Below are 16,653 nucleotides of genomic sequence, written 5' to 3'. Positions count from 1 at the left end.
GAAGATGATGAAGGAAAAACTTAAGCTTATTGTCCCCCTGGCGGTCCTGACCGTCATGTTCGCGCTGTACCAGTTCTCCTGTTTTAAATCGGGCGATTCAACCCTCTTCGGCGACATCGGACAGTCCCCCCTCCGCAAGGAAGCCGAATCCGCGGGGGCGGTGGAAATACAGGACACGTTCCGGAAGATCTTCAACCTCTACAAGGAGCGGGTCGTGTTTATCACTACGGAACAGGTGGTGCGGGTCCAGCCCAATCCCTTTTTCGACGATCCCTTCATGAGGGAGTTTTTCGGCGGCGGTGCCAACCGTCCCCGCACCGAGCGGCGCCGCGGCCTCGGCTCCGGCTTCATCATATCCGAGGACGGATATGTCTGTACCAATCATCATGTCGTGGCCGGCGTCGACACGGTCACGGTGGGTATCAATGAAAAGACCTACAAGGCCACCATCGTCGGTTCGGACGAGCGAACCGACCTGGCCCTGCTGAAAATAAACGCGCCGACGAAACTGAAGCCCGTGTACCTGGGAGATTCGGACCGGGTGCAGGTGGGCGACTGGGCCGTCGCCATCGGCAATCCCTTCGGCCTTGACCGGACCTTCACCGTCGGGGTCGTGAGCGCCATCGGCCGCCGGGACGTTGACATGATGGGAGGCTCCCATATCCAGACCGACGCGTCCATCAACCCGGGGAACAGCGGCGGTCCCCTCATCAATATCTACGGCGAGGTGATCGGCATCAACCGCATGATCTATTCCCAGACCGGCGGCTACATGGGCATCGGCTTCGCCATCCCCATCAATACGGCCCGCTCGATCCTGGAGCAGCTGAAGACGCACAAGAAGATCAAGCGCGGCTACATCGGCGTGAGCATAGCCCAGATCACCGAGGAATACGCGCAGGAGCTGGGGCTCAAATCGAACCAGGGCGCCTTCATCGGAGAGGTGATCCAGGGAAGCCCGGCGGAGAGAGGCGGCGTCAGGGTCGGCGACATCATCCTGAAGATCAACGACAGGGACATCTCAACGTACATGGACCTCCTGAAGATAGTGGGCGAGATGACCCCCGGTCAGACCCTGAAGCTGACCGTGTGGCGGCAGCGGAAAACGATAAATCTCTTTGTGAAAGTGGTCGAGCGGCCCGATTGACCGGGCGCCTCTGCGATCATAACCCGCGTTTGAGGAGCTCGTCCTCATCGAATCCAAAATAGTGGCCCAGCTCGTGGAGCAGGGTAATACGAATTTCTTCACGCAGCTCCTCAATGCTTTCACACGCGTCAAGGAGGGACCGGCGGAACAGCGTGATCCGGTCGGCGACGGCCTCCATGTCGTCGATATGTCGGTCCGGAAGGGATATGCCCTCGTAGAGGCCGAGGAGGTCATCGTCGCCCCGGGGAGGCCGGTCGGCGATGACGATGGTCACCTTTTCGGCCCTGGCGCGGAGGTCGGGGTCCAGGGCCTCCATCACCCCGGTGTGAATGGTGCGGACCATCCGCTCGAATGTCGCTGGCGCCATACGCATTGACTTATCCTGAAGACCCCCCTGTCCCCCGGAGGGGGCATGTGGTATAATTCTGAGAGGTAATATAATAGAGTTGTTGCAAAACTAAGTTTTTTAAAGGGTCTAAGGGGCGTAGCCCCTTAAAAGCCCCCCGCAGGGGGTCCCCTGCGAGCGCGAGACGCAGTTTCGCAACAAGTCTAATCTATCACTGGAATCTAAATCAGTATGATTTTATTACAATTATTATTTGCATGATAATTCTGATGTTGATCTTTCCATAAGATCCGTTTTGTAACTACTAATCGGCATGTATTACGACAATTGATTAACCATGCAGCGATAGTTGAAAATTTTGCTGCCTATAAATTATTCCTGCATGCCCCCTCCGGGGGACAGGTGGCAATAGGATTATATGGTGTCGGAGTAAAAGATGAAGTACAATATCCTGATCAGCTACGCCATCGTCCTTCTCTTCGGGATCGTCCTCGGCTTCTTCTCCGCCATTCCCATCGGCGCGGTGCAGCTCCAGGTCGTCAAGAAGGCGATGCAGGGTCTCAGGAAACCGGCCGTCATGATCGCCCTGGGATCGGGCACGTCGGACATGGTTTACGGAATTCTCACCCTCTTCGGCCTGGGGGGCGTTCTCATGTCGGACCGGTTCCAGCTTGTTTTTTACCTGCTCGGGGCCGCCGTCCTTTCGTTCCTTCTCTACCGGTCGGTCCTGGAGTACCGGGGCCATCCATCGGCGGTCGAAGGCGGCCCTGACGCGAAAAAGAACAACCATGCCTACGGGTTCATGACAGGGTTCACCCTCGCCATCACCAACCCGAGCATCGTCCTCTGGTGGATCGTGGGGTTCAAGGTCTTTATCGACCTGGGTCTTTTTTCCGAGGCGACGTTCATCCTCAGGCTGGTCTTTGTCGTTTCCGGCGTGACGGGCCTTGTGGGATACCTTGTCATCCTGGCCATGATAATCCACCGGATCCACCACAACATACCGGACAGGGTGTTTCGCGGGATGAACCTTGTGCTGATCGTCCTGTTCATCATCCTGATCGGGTACTTTATCTGCAAGGCGGCGGGTTACCTGGGATTCTAATCTATTGCACGTCATCCCAGAGATGGAACTGCCTGGGCAGGAGCCTGTTGATGAACCGGTTCAGCTCCAGGAGGGATTCGGGCCTGGCGTAAAAGACATAGGAATCCTTCCCTTTCCTGTTGATCCTGATATGGTAGACCGTTCCGGTGGATCCGTGAATGCGTTCATTGATATAATATTTTTCCAGGCTGTCGAAGGGATAGCGGCCGAGGAAACGGTCCAGTTTTTTGATCTCTTGCAGGGTCAGCGGACGCTCAAGGAGTACCCGGTCAGGCTCGCCCCGGGTGAAATGACGGGTCACGGAAATCCTCCGCGTGTCAAGAACATAGGTCCAGAGCTTCCGGCTGTCGATGGCGTAGATGGTGATGGTCAGGACCAGATCGTTTTTGGGAACATACCCGGCGCTTCCTCCAAGAAGGGCAATGATCAGGGCCATGCGCACCATGTCAGAAACTCGTTACCGGCCTGAGCTCCGTTTCAGGATAGATCTGTCCGTGGACCGGCGGCATGGAATTGTACGCCCAGGTGATGTCAATGGTACCGAGGCGGATGCCGCGGTGCCTCCTTGTTCCGTTGTAGACGCCCCGCACCAGAATGTCCTCCATCTTCATGGTCATGGCGAAGACGGCCACCGTCGATCCTTTCGGAATTGCGGCGAGCTCGGCGCCGTAGGGTCCGGTGGAGAAGACGAGCCTTCCGCTGTCGGCGGCCCTGCACTGGATCAGGGGAACCAGGCGCGGGAACCCGTCCCCGTCGATGTATGAGAGAAATTTAAGCGAATCGATGCGGTCCACGATGGACAGGGCAAAGGGCTTGAGGATCGGGCTGATTGCCCGGCGGGCGCCGCCCCGTCCAAGGGCGGTTTTTATGACCGCCAGGGCGATGGATCCCAGGGGGAGCCCATCACGCTCCGTCGTCTCCACCAGGTCGAAGTAGTGGACCGTGTTGATGCCGAAATAGGTGTTGTAGCGGAACATCGGCTTTTCGTTCATCATCCGGTACTCCGGGCCTTCCTTCATGAGGTGCGTCCACCGCGCCGTGCCGCGCCAGAGGCGGCGGTCCAGGGTCATGACAAGGAAGCCGATGTTGCGGTTCTCCTGCATGAACTCCTTGCTGAGCCCCCGGGAGAACTCGCCCAGGATCAGTTGCTTCGGACCATTGGCCTGGAGCGACGTGAGTAGAGACACGTGTGGAAGGCCCTCGGGATTGACCGTGGCCACCAGGGCCACCTTTTCGTTCGGCTCCAGCGCCGCCATATCTTCCCGGTTGAATTCTCCCTTGATCATAGCCATGGCTATCTCCCTGTCTGAATTAGTTGAATCAGCAAGCCCGTACGGTCTTCCTGTTTTTTCCGCCGTCATTGTCCGTGTCATCCAGAGAGGTAGACCCGGTCCAGAGGACGATGCCGGGATCGACGCCGGACGCCCTGGCAGCGCCGGCCAGCCGCTCCATTGTCTCGCGGTCGATGAGGCCGGCACCGCCGTAGGTCCACTCCATGCCGAGGCGCCGGTACTTGTCCCTGCAGAGGTTGTTGAAGGCGCATAGCTCCCACCGCGACACGGACCCGCCGAGGGCGCGGGCGATGAAAGAGCCGATGGCGGTGACGGTCTCCACGTTGTCCGTGGCGCCGGGGATGACGGGGGTGCGGATCCACAGCTCCCGCGGCAGCACGCGGGCGCCGATATATCCCGCCACGTGAATGAGGTTCTCCAGTATCGTTTCGTTGCCGCTGCCGGTGAACCGGCGGTGCCTCTCCGGGTCGATTTCCTTGATATCGTAGAGGACGAGGTCGGTGTACGGGAGCACCATGTCGAGGTAAGCACGGCTGCACTGGCCGCTCGTGTCCAGGGCCGTATGGATGCCCCGGGCCTTCAGCTCTTTTAGCAATGCCGACACGAAGGGCGCCTGCAGGGCGGCTTCTCCCCCTGAAACGGTGACGCCCCCGGTCGATCCGAAATAGGAAGCGTCCTTGATGACTTCCGCCGCCAGGGCCTCGACGGTCCAGGTTCGGCCGAGAAGCTCCAGCGCCGTGGAGGGGCACTGGTCCGCGCAGGCTCCGCATCCCCTGCAGATTTCGCGGTCGATGACGATGCCCCGCTCCGAAAAGGACAGGGCCCCGTGGGGGCAGAACTCGATGCAGAGCTTGCACCCGATGCAGCGCGGTTCCACCCAGTGAAGCTGCGGTTTCATGTCAATGCTTTCCGGGTTATGGCACCAGAGACAGCGGAGGGAGCATCCCTTGAAAAAGACCGTGGTCCGCAGTCCCGGGCCGTCCTCGGTGGACATGCGCTGTATCTCGAGGATGGTGCCGGTCAGAGTCTTGTCGGATTTTTCGGGTTTCATCAGTCCTGGCTCTCCTCCGGCTCAGTCTCGCGTTCTTCCCGAAGCCGGATCATCCTGGAAATCAAGATCAGCCGGCAGGTCAGGATTATCAGGAGAACGGTCACGATGGTTTGTATGAAGACACAGATTGTAAAAACGTATTCCTCTCTGCCGTGCAGATGAAAAAGACGATGCGGCATGACAACGAGATGGACCAGTATTTCCTGGACAAGGCCAAGCAGGAGAAAATAGATGCCGTAGGAATTGCATATCCTGTCGGTCTCTTCCTGCAGGGGTGAGGCAAAGGCCGGGTAGAGGTTGAATATCCTCATCAGGGTCCCCCTGAACTCGATGGCAACGCCGAAGCCGTAGAGAATGACCGCTATGCCGTTGCACATGTGGATCATTTCGTCAGTATCATTCTCCGGGGTCAGCACCATGGCCGTCACATTGATGATGATTGCCAGGACGATGCTGACAAGTATGACATTGATGAAAATCAGCATATACCTGTTCATCAGCGTCAGCAGGATTCTCTGCCTGAGTGTTTTTTTCATGTGCCGGATAACCTCTTCGTTGAAATGAGGCCCATCATCGCCAAACCGCGAATGGTAATTTCACGCGGTTCACATCCGCGCGTGGCTGAGCCGGGCGATCACCTCGTCCTGGAGCTCTTTGCCCACGGTTACGAAGTAGGCGTTGTAGCCGGTGATGCGCACCAGCAGGTGCCGGTAATCCTGGGGGTGCTTCTGGGCGTCGCGAAGGACGTCCGGGTCAAGCATGTTCACCTGCAGGGCGGTGCCGCCGTTTTCAATGTATCCCCGGAGAAAGGCCCTGAACTTGCCGCGGTGCTCCGGGTCGCGCACCATGGAGGGATTGAAGGTGATGGTGTGGCTCGCTCCGTTGGGGAGCAGGTTCAGGTAGCCGCCCCAGTCGCCGGCTCCGCCGGTGGCTTTTCCCCCCAGGGCCTTGCCCACGGAATTGGCATTGGCCGACGGGCCGTTGATGTCCGCGCCGTTGGAAGGGCAGATGGCGTTGGAGAGGAACTTTCCCCGGGGCCTTCCGTCGGGGCTCGCCGCCATGATGTAGCCGTCGCCGGCCCAGTAGTTCCACGAGAGCATGCCGGGCCTGAACTGCCGTCCCGTCGATTTTGTCTTATGCTTCCAGGTCTCATCGGTCCAGGCCTTCATCACATCGAGGGCCAGGCGGTCGGCGTTGTCGTCGTCCCTGCCGTACTTGGGGGCCCGGTTCTTTGCCAGGGCCTGCAGCACTTCATGGCCTTCCCAGTTGTCCTTCAGGGCCTGTATCAGCTCTGCTATAGTGCATTTTTTTTCTTCGAACACGAGGTGCCTGATCGCTAGGAGGGAGTCAACGGTGGTGGCGAAGGTGACCGCCTCCATGGTGGTGAAGCTGATCTCGGCGCCGCCCTGGGTCACGTCCTTCCCCTTGTCCGCGCAGCCCTTCACCAGGCAGGAGAGATAGGGGGTGCGGAAGAATTTCGCCCGCGCCGATTCGGACGCTTCCTGGACCTCCACGCATTTTTGTATGATATAGGCCGTCTGCCGCAGATAGGCCTTCCAGAACTGCTCCCAGGATGTGAAGCGTGTCGCGTCGCCGGTATCGGGTCCGTCCCTGCGGATCTTTTCGACCTTGCCGGTCATGATATCCACGTGGGGGAGCAGGTCCTTTCCGCCGGTCAGGGCCAGCTCGACGGCCTTCAGGAGATTGATGTTGTTGTCCACGGTGCCGGAGCGGTCGTTGCCCGCCATGGTGTTTTCAAGGCACCCCACGGGGGCATAGTCCGCGACGTCGTGCTCGTTGATGAGGTGCCCGAGGCCGCCCCTGCGGCCTTCCAGCATCATGCCCGCCATGGACCGCTCGTCGAAGTTCAGGAGAAAGGGCGCCCCCTGGCTTGAGGAGATCATATCGATGACCTTGTCGAGCAGGTCATCGGGGCTTTGCCTGTGGAGGCGCACGTTCGGCTTCGGCTCAAGGATTGGCGAGAGCTCGTCGATCACCTCAAGCATGGCGTAGGTGAGATCGTTGGTCGTGTCCTTCCCGTCCCGCCCCATGCCGGAAAGCGTTATGAGCTGTCCGTAGCCGGCCGTGATCCCGTTGTTGCCGGTCCGAATCATGGCGTCGTAGGCGTGGTTGCACTTGATCCAGAAGCACCTGAGGATCTCCTTGCCGAATTCCCGGTCCATTCCTTCGGCAAGGGAGCGCTCCCAGTAGGGGAGGAGGTACTGGTCGATCCTTCCGAAGGAGACGCCCGGACCTGGATAGTTCTCGTCGCTCATGACGAGCATGTGGGTAAGCCACAGGGCCTGCACCGCCTCCCAGAACGTGACCGGCGGCTCCCAGGGAACGCGGCCGAGATTCTCAGCTATCTGGCCAAGCTCACGTTTCCTAGCCGACTCTGTCTCCTTCGCCGCCAGGTCCCGGCAGAGGGCGGCGTATTTCGCGGCCAGGTCCCGGGGCATGGTGGCTGCCGTCATCATGGCCCGGAGCTGGGCTCCCCTGGGGCCCCGGTGCTCTTCCGCCGGCAGGGCGTTGAACCGGGAAACCAGGTCAGCGTGGATTCCCTTCCACCCGAGGTGAAGGGCGCGCTCGTACCCCGGAATGAGGTGGCCGCTCGTGGCCCCGGCGTTGCCGTAGCCGTGGTCATGGAACCACTGAACCAGGGCGCGGGCCCCTTTTTTCCCGAGGATCATCGAGTCGAATTCGTCGCTTTCTTCTTTTGTGAGGCAGAGAGAGCATTGGACGTTGAAGCGGCCGCCGGCGATGAGGTCGCCGGGGAGTATCTCTTGCGGCAGATAATTCACCATCACCTCCCTGGTGAACCAGGCCCGGCGCTCCGGCAGGCTCCATGACCAGAATTCGGGGACGAGCCTCACCTCGCGGGCCGCCAGCTTGAAGGAGGAGCGGAGGGTCTGCTGGAGCATGTAGGTCTCCGGCACGATGTAATAGGTCATCTCGTTGTACACCGTGTCCCAGGGCGCGCCGGTGGTCCAGGAGGTCTGTTCGTTGGTCCAGGGCCGGTCCGCCCCGCGGAAATAATAGTCCCGGAGCCACTGGACCCGCCCTGACAGGCCGCTGGGGGTTTTTATCTTAAAGGCGCTCTTTTCTGCCGATTGCATGATCATACCTCCACGGTCTGTAACTGTGCTTTTATATGTAATATATCAGATTTTTAATTTTCAGTCAAGCTAACTTCTGTAATCATGACGGTTTGGTAACATCGCGGATGTTTCAGGCGTCACACGCGAAATGCCGGCCCTATGATCTCAAGGGACTATCTGTGTTATGCATCCTATAAAGTTGTTGAATTATTAATAAAATAGTGCAAAATGGATAATTAAGAAATAATACTACATTATTAAGGAGGCTTGTATTGAAACGTTTATTCCTTTTATCGATTGTTGTCTTGGTTGCCGCTATGGCCTGCAAGAAAGGGGGCCAGCAGGGAGATGAACGTGTTTTATCTAAAAGTGAAGTGATTCAGGGCACCACCTTTACCGCCGGGTCTGCAATTAAGACGAAGGATAAGGGTCTCCTGGCCACTGTTACGCTGGGGGCGGACCAGCCCGTCGCGGACATCAATTACGGCAAGGCCTTCCCCTATGTTTTTAAGAAGGGGACGCTGCTGCAATATAATGACAGCATCATTTTTGAAAAGCCTGAAATGCCCTCGGTCATAACCATAAATGAAAAGCATAAGGTCATGGGAGTGGAGCTTCCCGCCATGACCCGCATAGAGCCCGGTGTGGCCAGCGGCACCATGGGCGGTAAGCCTACGTACTCGGTCTTGTTCATTCAGGCCCAGTTAGGCGAAGACACCGTCATCAAGGGAAAGAAATTCAAGGCCTTTGAATATATACAGATTTATCCCGACAAGATCGTTTACCGCGAGAACAATGTGGAGAAGAACCTGTAGACTATCGCGCGATAGTTCACGAGAACTCCGGGCTGTCTTATATCACATTCCAGAGTGTGGTTTTAAGACAGCCCTTTTTGATTTATCGGTCGGGACCCATGATGAAAACCCATAGGAGAAATAGTATGAGAATGATATCTGGATTGATCGGAGCATCTATCATTACCATTTTACTTATAGGATCGAATAGTGCCGCACAGGTTATTGAATATACCGGCACGGTGGTCGGGAAAGCTGGCCGGGTCGTGACGGTCCGGCTTGACAGCGCGCCTGTGATTGATGGAGGGGCGGCGCTCGGCGTCTATAAGTTTTTCACTAAAAATTTATTCGGGATGGAAACCACCGGGTGGCTTCATGCCGCTGAAGGCAAGCTCAAGAGCCTGAAAGGCTCCGTTGCCGTGGTACAGGTGACGGAGGAAAAGAGCTCTATGGTGGTCAATGGTAAGAAAGTGGAGCATCTTACCGCAGGGACAAAGGTGAAGCTGGTTCTTAAGTAGAAGGAATGTGCAGTTTTATTCCCCTTTCCCTGGCGGCCACAGCCTGTTCGAGGTAAGCACCTTCTGGTTCACGTAAATATCGCGGAGTCCCCTGCGTAATAATGCCAATACCTTCCGGCTTGATCGGCCAACAAGGTTGTTCTCTTCATTGGGATCAAGCTGTAGATTGAAAAGGTATTCTTTGCCTGTTTCGGTATGGCGTACATACTTGAATGGATAGGCCACCACGCCAAGGTACTGACCGTTATAGGGCTGGACAAGGTACACCGGTTTTGGTACAGCTCCGGGGGAAAGCAGTGACTGGCCGAGAAAATGTGTCTTTACTCCGGCTATGCCCGCCATATCCAGGACCGTGGGAGCTATGTTAAGCTGGGAAAAGGGCCCGTTGATTACCCGCGGTCGGAGCCGGTCCTTCCAGAGGATCAGCAAGGGAGTGCGGAAGAGCTCCTCGTAGAAGCCGATCTCATTATGCGAAATGCCATGCTCATCCAGGGGAAAGCTGTGGTCCCCCGTAATGATCAGGACCGTGTCCGCCAGCCAGGGACGCGCGGCAATGCCCTTCAATAGTTCCTGCAGGCCCTGGTCGGAGAGATGTATCGAATTGGCGTAGCGCTGGGCAATGTCCCGGGGATCGGGATACATCTTGCGCTTGTCTTTTGGCACATGGTCGAACCACATGTGGTTGGATGTTGTAGCCAGGGTTGCGAAGATCGGCTTCCCGCCGTTCTTCCCGTGGATCTCATCCATGCGCCTGAGGCATATCCGGTAAAAAAGGCTGTCTTCGGGGCCCCAACCCCAGACCTGGCCCTTGTCCCCATCGGTAATGAATTCATAGGCTGAATGAATATCGTTGAAGCCGGCCTTTCTCATGACGGCCTCGGTGTTATCGAAGGCGAGGCTTTCCGCCCCCTGCATGAACAGGGTTTCATACCCGGCATCACCGAGAATCGCGGGAAGGGCCTTGAAGGAGAGTTCCGGAAAGGAAGTGAATATCTTTCCGCGGATGCTGGGAATGACCGAAAGGAGCGTTGCGGCCTGGCCCTTGCAGGTTTGGACGGAATTGCCGTAAAAACGCTCGGCGTACACGCCGCTGCGGATAAGGGAGTTGAAGACCGGCGTTATCTCCCTGCCGTCCGGGGTTTTTTTCATGATAACATTGGCGTTATACGATTCGACCATCACCAGGATGATGTTCGGTTTGGCCGCACCCCTTTGCAATCCCGGCGTCGCCGTGAAGTTCTTCAAATAAGGATAACCGGTGACGCTGACATGGGACATCGGGTCCTGGAAGGGATAGCGCACGAGACCCCGCAGCAGGCCGGTGAATTCGTCATGGGTCCGCAGGGGCAGGATCAGGACCAGGGCATAGAGGGCGGCGGCGACAGCGGTTTTTACACCGCCATTGCGGTAGTGCCGGGGCGACCAGAGGATTCCCTTCCTCCAGTGGATTATAAGGAGGATAACAATGAATATGCCGAGGCCGATGAAGAGTGCCGGCGGAAAGACCCCGATGATGGTATACCAGGACTCTCCGTAGAAGCCGAGGGTAAAGTTGTCGATGATGAGGCCGGAGTCCAGGGGTATGTGGGTGATAAGATGGTAGGAATGAATCAGCACGAAGAGGGCCATGAACAGGATGTTCATGGCAAGGCGCAGCGGCCTCAGGCGGTGCGAAGCCAGGTTGATCAGCTGTGCGGCTATGAATGCGGTGAAGAAGCTGTAACATATGTAGAATGCCGACGTAAAGGATAGATCGAAGGGCCTGATACCGTAGCGCCTCTGGAACATGAACAGGAAATAGGCCATGAGCGCGGCTGTCAGGCCGCTCATGAATCCGAAGTCGAGAGGGAGCCGGTCACGGATAAATTGGCGGCACCGTCCCGGGGTGCCGGTTATGGTTTTCAGCTCCATTATGGCTCTTCCTTGCAGTATGATGTTTCAGTGACAGGTTTATTTTTTCTTGTCAATTTGTTTTACCCTGGTCGCCTGAAGCAGGTTGTTCCGTGCCAGTTCGTCATTGCTCAAATAGACCATGTCCCACCGGTGTCTGTCCTGGCCGGTGATTCCTATGAATGATTCCAAATCGAGCCACCGGTAATAGGACACGGACAGGGCGTTGCTTCGAACTTCAACGTCGGTATAACCCCAGGAAAGCTCACCGTAGCGGTGATAGGCCCTGGTGTAAGGATCGCGCTGGTACAGGCCATGGGGCGAATTCCTGTCATGGCGCCAGTGGAGCCAGCGCCGTGACGGACGATCCATGATGTATGAGTCGACGGTGGACCCACCGGTTCCCGTTACAATGTAAAGGGTGCCTCCCCAATCGGCCCTTTCGTCAACGTGATACGAATCGAAGTTGTGGTCATGGCCGGAGATGACCAGGTCGACCCGGTGCTCTCTGAAGAGCTGGAGATACTGGGCCGCCAGGAGCTCGTTCACGCCGTAATCTCCCGTTGAAAGGATCGGGGTGTGGATGACGACGATGGTCCACTTCCTGCCGGAGCCGCGGGCCAGCTCCCGGCGCAGCCAGCGGTACTGTTCCTTCCCGGTGGTGATGACGGGCCCGTCCAGGGTGGTTCCCGGGCCGTCAAAGGGATGGATGAAGAACAGTCGCGCGTCGCCGTAATCGACGGTAAAATAATCCGGCTGTCCGAAGAAGTAATGGAAGTTGGCGCCCCGGTCCACCAGGTAGTCATGGTTTCCCGGGGTCACCGCCATGGGTATCGAGTCGATCAGGGGGAGCGTTGAAAAAAAGTGATGCCACGCGTCAATATCTGCCCCGGTGCGCACCATGTCTCCGGCGTGTATCAGAAATGCAGGCTCCTGGCCGCGATCCCGGTATGTTGCGGCTGCCGCCTTCATCACGTTTTCAAGATAGGAGTAGCCGTAACCGCCTTTCCGTGAGCTGTCGGTATCGCCAACGGCAATGAAACTGAAGGGAGCGCCGGACCCGGGAGGCGGGCCCGTTATGAAGGAGTGTACAGTATCACCGAAGGCGGGGACCCGGTAGTAGTAGCGGGTGGCCGGCGACAACCCGGTGAGATGGAACTCGTGGCGCTTTCCGTCGCCGGCCGCCTCGGGCAATGACACCATGGCGGCCGGCAGGGGGTTTCTGCCGTAGCGCAGTATCGCCGGCTCTTCTTTTCTCAAGGGGTCAAAGTACCAGATCACCATGGAGGAGGACGAATCTGTCCTCCGGTCGACAAAGGGGCCGAACTGGACCACCGGCCCTAGGGCCGCCCAGAATCGCTCCCGTGCCGATGACTCAGCGGCATTCGCCGGCCGACGCTGCATCCTGAGAAATGGTTCGGCCAGGGAAAGGAACATCACCGCCATGGCGACAGTGACCGCCGCCGCGGCCCGAAAACTCATGTATCGTTTCTTTTTTATATAGGCTCCGGCTGCTCGGGCCGACAGCAGGATGTTCAGAATGATGAACACGCCGCAGAGGGAGAAGAACAGAACAGGGTAGGATCGGCGGGACGTCCGGAGGTATATGGCAATGATATCATATCCGACATGGTTTATTGCCGCTATGAGGAAGAGAGTGATAAGAATGGCGCACCCCAGGTGGATTATGATCCAGGGGAAGGGATTGGCGGATTTATGCATCATTTTTTACTATAGCTATAATGAGACCTTAAAGGTTATCAAGATTGCCTTGTTTTTAAGCTATTAAATCAAGAAAAAATCAATATTTATAAAAAATATTTGATTTATTGGCGTGAAATTAATTAGTGGTGCATATTTTATCTGTTGCAGAGGTCGTTGTTATGGATGACTCAGTTAAGAAGATCTTCTATTATATAGGGATTGTGGCGTCATTATTTCTGTTATTTTTCTACGTATTACCCTTTGTCGTAAAAGTACTCGGTGTCATTTTACATGTCCTGTTTTATATTTTCATATGGGTGGCCGTAGCCTTCGTGATCCTGTTCCTGGTGGCCCATCTGGTAAAGATAATCAGGAAGGAAGTGTGATCATCCCGATTAGAATGGCCCTGATAGGGTCTTGTGTTGATTTGAATCGGATGCTTGTGAAGAATCGTGTTTTCAGGAATTGCGTCTAATGGAAAAGATTGATTTACTCAAGATAGAAACGATCGCACTGAAGGTGTTCATGGGCCTCTGCCTCCTGGGGGGGCTCATGTTCGGCTTTGTCACCGCCGAGATCAAAAACTACTCCGGCATCGAGAACCTGAAGGCCTTTCAGCCCAGCATCCCTACGCGGATCTATGACGTAAACGGCGAGGTGATCGCTGAGCTGTTCCAGCAGCGGCGCTATCCCGTGTCCTTCGAGGACCTTCCCCCCTGCCTGGTGAACGCCTTCCTGTCGGCGGAGGACCAGGACTTTTACGACCACTTCGGCATTTCACCGCCTGCCATTGCGCGGGCCATGGGCAAGAATATCATCGCCTCGATCAAATCCTTCAGGCCGGTGATTTCCCAGGGCGGCTCCACCATCACCCAGCAGCTGGCCAAGCGGCTCTTTACCTCGGGGGAGCGAACCTTCGGCCGCAAGGCCCTGGAGGCGATCCTGGCGCTCCAGATAGAGAAGCGCTTCACGAAGGAAGAGATCCTGGAGATGTATTTCAACCAGATCTATTTCGGCCACGGGTGCCATGGCGTCGCCGCCGCCTCGCGCTTCTTCTTTCACAAGAACGTCAAGTATATCAACGCCATCGAGAGCTCCGTGCTGGCCGGCCTGCCGACGCGTCCCAACGGCCTGTCGCCCATCAAGTACCCGCGGCGGGCCATGGCCAAGAACCGCGACACCCTGAACCGCATGGTTGACCAGGGTTACCTCGACAGGAAAAAGGCGGACCACATCTACGAGGAGTTCTGGCCCGCCTTCGTCGAATCGATCATCATGGATTATCCGACCAAGACGGCGCGGTCGAAGTTTCAGGACAAGGCCCCGTACTTCACCGACTACGTGCGGCAGATCCTCGTGTCGCGCTTCGGCAATGAGATGGTCTACAACGACGGACTGAGCGTGTACACGACCCTCAACCTGCGCGAGCAGAAGATCGCCGAGAGGGTTTTAAAAGACGCCCTGAAGAAGCAGAACTCGGTTTCGGTAAAAGGCGCGGTGACCAAGACCATCGCCATGGAAACGGGCATGATCGACTCCTTCGAGGGCCTGCGGATGATTTTCCCTCTCCCGTCGGTTGCGATCAGCCGTGACGGCGAGGGCGCCTTCAAGCAGACGATGGCCGACGATCTCCTCGACGCGGCGGAGATACTGTCCCTCTTCACGGAGGCGCCGGGATGCAGCAAGTCCCTGGAGGCGTACCATTCCCAGATCACGGGACTCTCCTCCGTCATGAACGTCGAGGGGGCCATTATCGCCATCGAGCCCTTCAGCAGCTACATCAAGGCCATGGTGGGAGGCTCCAAGTTCGAGGTCCAGAACCAGTACAATCGCTCCGTCCAGGCCAGGCGGCAGCCCGGCTCGTCCTTCAAGCCCTTCGTGTACGGCGCCGCCATCGAGAACAGGCTGGTGACCACGGAGACTAACCTTCCCGACGCGCCCATCCTCGATGTGGACGCCATCGGCAACACCTGGACACCGGGCAACTACGAGGGCGAGTACCGCGGCATGGTGCCGGTGAGCAACGCCCTGTCCGCCTCCATCAATGTCATATCGATCAGGCTCTACGACCTGCTGGGGCCCGACAGGATCATAGACTACGCCTCGAAGATGACCAAGGTGCCGCCCACGGAATTCGGCGCGAACCCGACTATTGCACTGGGAACGTCCGAGCTGACGCCCTTCGAGATGGCCACCGGCTACGCAATTTACGCCAACCGGGGCAAGGACGTCATTCCCTTTGCCGTGCGCTATGTGGTCGACCGGGACGGCAACGAGGTGGCGAATATCGAGCGGGAGGTGGGAGAGATCCTCGCCCGGAAAGCCAAGAACGGCACGATACAGGTCATCAGCGAGGACGTCGCCTGGATCATGACGCAGCTCATGATGAAGGTCGTGGATAGCGGTACAGCCACCGAGGGGATCCGCATCAAGGGCGGCTATGCCAAGAAGGGCGCCGGCAAAACCGGCTCCACCTCCAACTGGTCGGACGCGTGGTTCTGCGGTTTCACGCCCGATGTCGCGGCTGTTGTATGGGTCGGCTATGACCAGTCGTTCCTTTCCCTGGGAACTCACCAGGCCGCGTCGGAAGTGGCGGCTCCTGTCTGGGGGCGCTTCATGGACGGCTTCTATAAAGGGAAGCCGGACCCGCAGTTTCCCGATATGCCACCGGGCGTGTGCAAGATCGGGGCCGGGTACGGCCTGGAGGGCGCACAGTCGCAGTACTACAGCACCGACGGCAATGATATCATGAAATCGGTCCTGGAACGCTACATGGAAATTGAAGGATTCATAGAAGAAAGGAAATTCCGCAGTCAGTGACCGGTTTCAGGACCGCTGATCTTCTTTTTTTGGAGATTTTCGTTTGATTTTTTATTATTTATACGTACACTATTAATAATCGCCCCTCCCTCCCATGGGAGGGAACCATGTTTGCTATAAATTTAACAGGAGGTTGGAACCGTATACAGAAGCCATCTTAAAACGCTGAAAAACCGGTGTAATAAGGAGGTACAGGCAATAGTATTCTTATTTTATCATCATTTTTTGCATTGTAACCTGTTTTCTGCAGAATTATTCTTGAAATTATTAAATTTTATGATATAATTCTCTTAATTTGAGAGGGTGAGGTATAGGGAATTCATATGTTCAAGGTCGGTGACAATATTGTCTATCCCATGCACGGCGTGGGGAGAATAGAGGCCATCGAAAAAAAAGTCATTTTAGGCAAGAGAAGCGAATACTATATTATTACAATCCTGAACAGCGGCATGAAGGTGATGATCCCGGTAAAGAACGCTGAACAAATTGGAATACGTAGCATCATACCGAAAAAGGATATTAAAAAGGTTCTCGGCGTTCTGACTAAAAATGAAATAAGCTCGGTGGACGATTGGAAGGAACGGTACCAGAACAATATTGACAAGGTGAAAAGCGGTTCCATCTACGAGGTTTCCGAGGTGGCCCGGGACCTGTACCGCCGGGGACGCGAGAAGGAGCTTTCCATAATGGAACGGAAGCTCTACGAAAACGCGTATCAGCTTGTCACTCATGAAGTTGCCCTGTCTAAAAATGTCGACCTGGAGGAAGCCGGTAACCTGGTTTCCGAGGCCCTCTCATCTCATCATCCGAAAAAATAAGGGAGCCGTTCATCACTATACAAGGATGCTCCCTTCCGGGCACAACGCACCGTTCAAGCCTGCTCCATGC

General features: G+C 56.5%; 15 protein-coding genes. 7 read left to right on the top strand and 8 right to left on the bottom strand.

Features of this window, described 5'->3' with window-relative positions; genetic code table 11:
* Nucleotides 1-4 precede the first annotated feature (4 nt).
* A complete protein-coding gene (locus tag KA369_00535) occupies nucleotides 5-1,147 on the top strand; it encodes a trypsin-like peptidase domain-containing protein (GenBank protein ID MBP7734433.1) in 1,143 nt (380 codons plus the stop codon).
* A 16-nt stretch (nucleotides 1,148-1,163) separates the two neighbouring features.
* On the opposite strand, the gene KA369_00530 is transcribed toward KA369_00535, so the two are convergent.
* Complete coding sequence (locus KA369_00530; GenBank protein ID MBP7734432.1) at nucleotides 1,164-1,514, bottom strand: metallopeptidase family protein; 351 nt, start codon at nucleotides 1,512-1,514, stop codon at nucleotides 1,164-1,166.
* A 415-nt stretch (nucleotides 1,515-1,929) separates the two neighbouring features.
* On the opposite strand from KA369_00530, the gene KA369_00525 reads away from it, so the two are divergent.
* A complete protein-coding gene (locus tag KA369_00525) occupies nucleotides 1,930-2,598 on the top strand; it encodes a LysE family transporter (GenBank protein ID MBP7734431.1) in 669 nt (222 codons plus the stop codon).
* Nucleotide 2,599: 1 nt separating this feature from the next.
* Here the strand turns inward: KA369_00525 and KA369_00520 are convergent, their stop codons facing one another.
* The 5 genes from KA369_00520 to KA369_00500 all read right to left on the bottom strand — a co-directional run bounded on the left by KA369_00520 (nucleotide 2,600) and on the right by KA369_00500 (nucleotide 8,057).
* Entirely contained in the window at nucleotides 2,600-3,043 is a 444-nt protein-coding gene (locus KA369_00520; protein ID MBP7734430.1) for a hypothetical protein, read from the bottom strand.
* 1 nt (nucleotide 3,044) lies between these two features.
* Entirely contained in the window at nucleotides 3,045-3,890 is an 846-nt protein-coding gene (locus KA369_00515; protein ID MBP7734429.1) for a hypothetical protein, read from the bottom strand.
* A 28-nt stretch (nucleotides 3,891-3,918) separates the two neighbouring features.
* A complete protein-coding gene (locus KA369_00510; GenBank protein MBP7734428.1) occupies nucleotides 3,919-4,941 on the bottom strand; it encodes a glycyl-radical enzyme activating protein in 1,023 nt (340 codons plus the stop codon).
* Entirely contained in the window at nucleotides 4,941-5,477 is a 537-nt protein-coding gene (locus tag KA369_00505) for a hypothetical protein (protein MBP7734427.1), read from the bottom strand. The genes KA369_00510 and KA369_00505 overlap by 1 nt, the downstream gene beginning before the upstream one ends.
* A 69-nt stretch (nucleotides 5,478-5,546) precedes the next feature.
* Nucleotides 5,547-8,057, bottom strand: a complete 2,511-nt coding sequence (locus KA369_00500) for a hypothetical protein (protein ID MBP7734426.1) — start codon at nucleotides 8,055-8,057, stop codon at nucleotides 5,547-5,549.
* Between the two features lie 254 nt (nucleotides 8,058-8,311).
* Between KA369_00500 and KA369_00495 the strand changes: the two genes are divergently transcribed.
* Entirely contained in the window at nucleotides 8,312-8,854 is a 543-nt protein-coding gene (locus tag KA369_00495; protein MBP7734425.1) for a hypothetical protein, read from the top strand.
* Nucleotides 8,855-8,979: 125 nt separating this feature from the next.
* Nucleotides 8,980-9,351: a hypothetical protein gene (locus KA369_00490; GenBank protein MBP7734424.1), complete on the top strand. Its 372-nt coding sequence runs from the start codon at nucleotides 8,980-8,982 to the stop codon at nucleotides 9,349-9,351.
* A gap of 15 nt (nucleotides 9,352-9,366) precedes the next feature.
* Here KA369_00490 and KA369_00485 read toward each other — a convergent pair whose 3' ends face one another.
* Both KA369_00485 and KA369_00480 read right to left on the bottom strand, forming a co-directional pair.
* Nucleotides 9,367-11,262, bottom strand: a complete 1,896-nt coding sequence (locus KA369_00485) for a sulfatase-like hydrolase/transferase (protein ID MBP7734423.1) — start codon at nucleotides 11,260-11,262, stop codon at nucleotides 9,367-9,369.
* A 39-nt stretch (nucleotides 11,263-11,301) separates the two neighbouring features.
* Nucleotides 11,302-12,966: a metallophosphoesterase family protein gene (locus KA369_00480; GenBank protein MBP7734422.1), complete on the bottom strand. Its 1,665-nt coding sequence runs from the start codon at nucleotides 12,964-12,966 to the stop codon at nucleotides 11,302-11,304.
* A 158-nt stretch (nucleotides 12,967-13,124) separates the two neighbouring features.
* Between KA369_00480 and KA369_00475 the strand changes: the two genes are divergently transcribed.
* The 3 genes from KA369_00475 (at nucleotide 13,125) to KA369_00465 (ending at nucleotide 16,583) form a co-directional block, all read left to right on the top strand.
* Entirely contained in the window at nucleotides 13,125-13,331 is a 207-nt protein-coding gene (locus tag KA369_00475) for a hypothetical protein (protein MBP7734421.1), read from the top strand.
* Nucleotides 13,332-13,419: 88 nt separating this feature from the next.
* A complete protein-coding gene (locus KA369_00470) occupies nucleotides 13,420-15,765 on the top strand; it encodes a PBP1A family penicillin-binding protein (GenBank protein MBP7734420.1) in 2,346 nt (781 codons plus the stop codon).
* 323 nt (nucleotides 15,766-16,088) lie between these two features.
* Nucleotides 16,089-16,583 carry a transcriptional regulator gene (locus KA369_00465; protein ID MBP7734419.1) on the top strand — a complete coding sequence of 165 codons (495 nt, stop codon included), beginning with the start codon at nucleotides 16,089-16,091 and terminating at the stop codon, nucleotides 16,581-16,583.
* Nucleotides 16,584-16,653 lie beyond the last annotated feature (70 nt).

The sequence above is a fragment of the Spirochaetota bacterium genome, assembly GCA_017999915.1.
In the GTDB taxonomy this organism is placed as follows: domain Bacteria; phylum Spirochaetota; class UBA4802; order UBA4802; family UBA5550; genus RBG-16-49-21.
Note: the sequence above shows the minus strand (reverse complement) of the source record. Positions and strands in the feature narration are given on the sequence as shown.

Coding starts and splice junctions, on each gene's coding strand:
- KA369_00535 (MBP7734433.1), top strand. CDS start 5: ATGATGAAGGAAAAACTTAAGCTTATTGTCCCCCTGGCGGTCCTGACC.
- KA369_00530 (MBP7734432.1), bottom strand. CDS start 1,514: ATGGCGCCAGCGACATTCGAGCGGATGGTCCGCACCATTCACACCGGG.
- KA369_00525 (MBP7734431.1), top strand. CDS start 1,930: ATGAAGTACAATATCCTGATCAGCTACGCCATCGTCCTTCTCTTCGGG.
- KA369_00520 (MBP7734430.1), bottom strand. CDS start 3,043: ATGGTGCGCATGGCCCTGATCATTGCCCTTCTTGGAGGAAGCGCCGGG.
- KA369_00515 (MBP7734429.1), bottom strand. CDS start 3,890: ATGGCTATGATCAAGGGAGAATTCAACCGGGAAGATATGGCGGCGCTG.
- KA369_00510 (MBP7734428.1), bottom strand. CDS start 4,941: ATGAAACCCGAAAAATCCGACAAGACTCTGACCGGCACCATCCTCGAG.
- KA369_00505 (MBP7734427.1), bottom strand. CDS start 5,477: ATGAAAAAAACACTCAGGCAGAGAATCCTGCTGACGCTGATGAACAGG.
- KA369_00500 (MBP7734426.1), bottom strand. CDS start 8,057: ATGCAATCGGCAGAAAAGAGCGCCTTTAAGATAAAAACCCCCAGCGGC.
- KA369_00490 (MBP7734424.1), top strand. CDS start 8,980: ATGAGAATGATATCTGGATTGATCGGAGCATCTATCATTACCATTTTA.
- KA369_00485 (MBP7734423.1), bottom strand. CDS start 11,262: ATGGAGCTGAAAACCATAACCGGCACCCCGGGACGGTGCCGCCAATTT.
- KA369_00480 (MBP7734422.1), bottom strand. CDS start 12,966: ATGATGCATAAATCCGCCAATCCCTTCCCCTGGATCATAATCCACCTG.
- KA369_00475 (MBP7734421.1), top strand. CDS start 13,125: ATGGATGACTCAGTTAAGAAGATCTTCTATTATATAGGGATTGTGGCG.
- KA369_00470 (MBP7734420.1), top strand. CDS start 13,420: ATGGAAAAGATTGATTTACTCAAGATAGAAACGATCGCACTGAAGGTG.
- KA369_00465 (MBP7734419.1), top strand. CDS start 16,089: ATGTTCAAGGTCGGTGACAATATTGTCTATCCCATGCACGGCGTGGGG.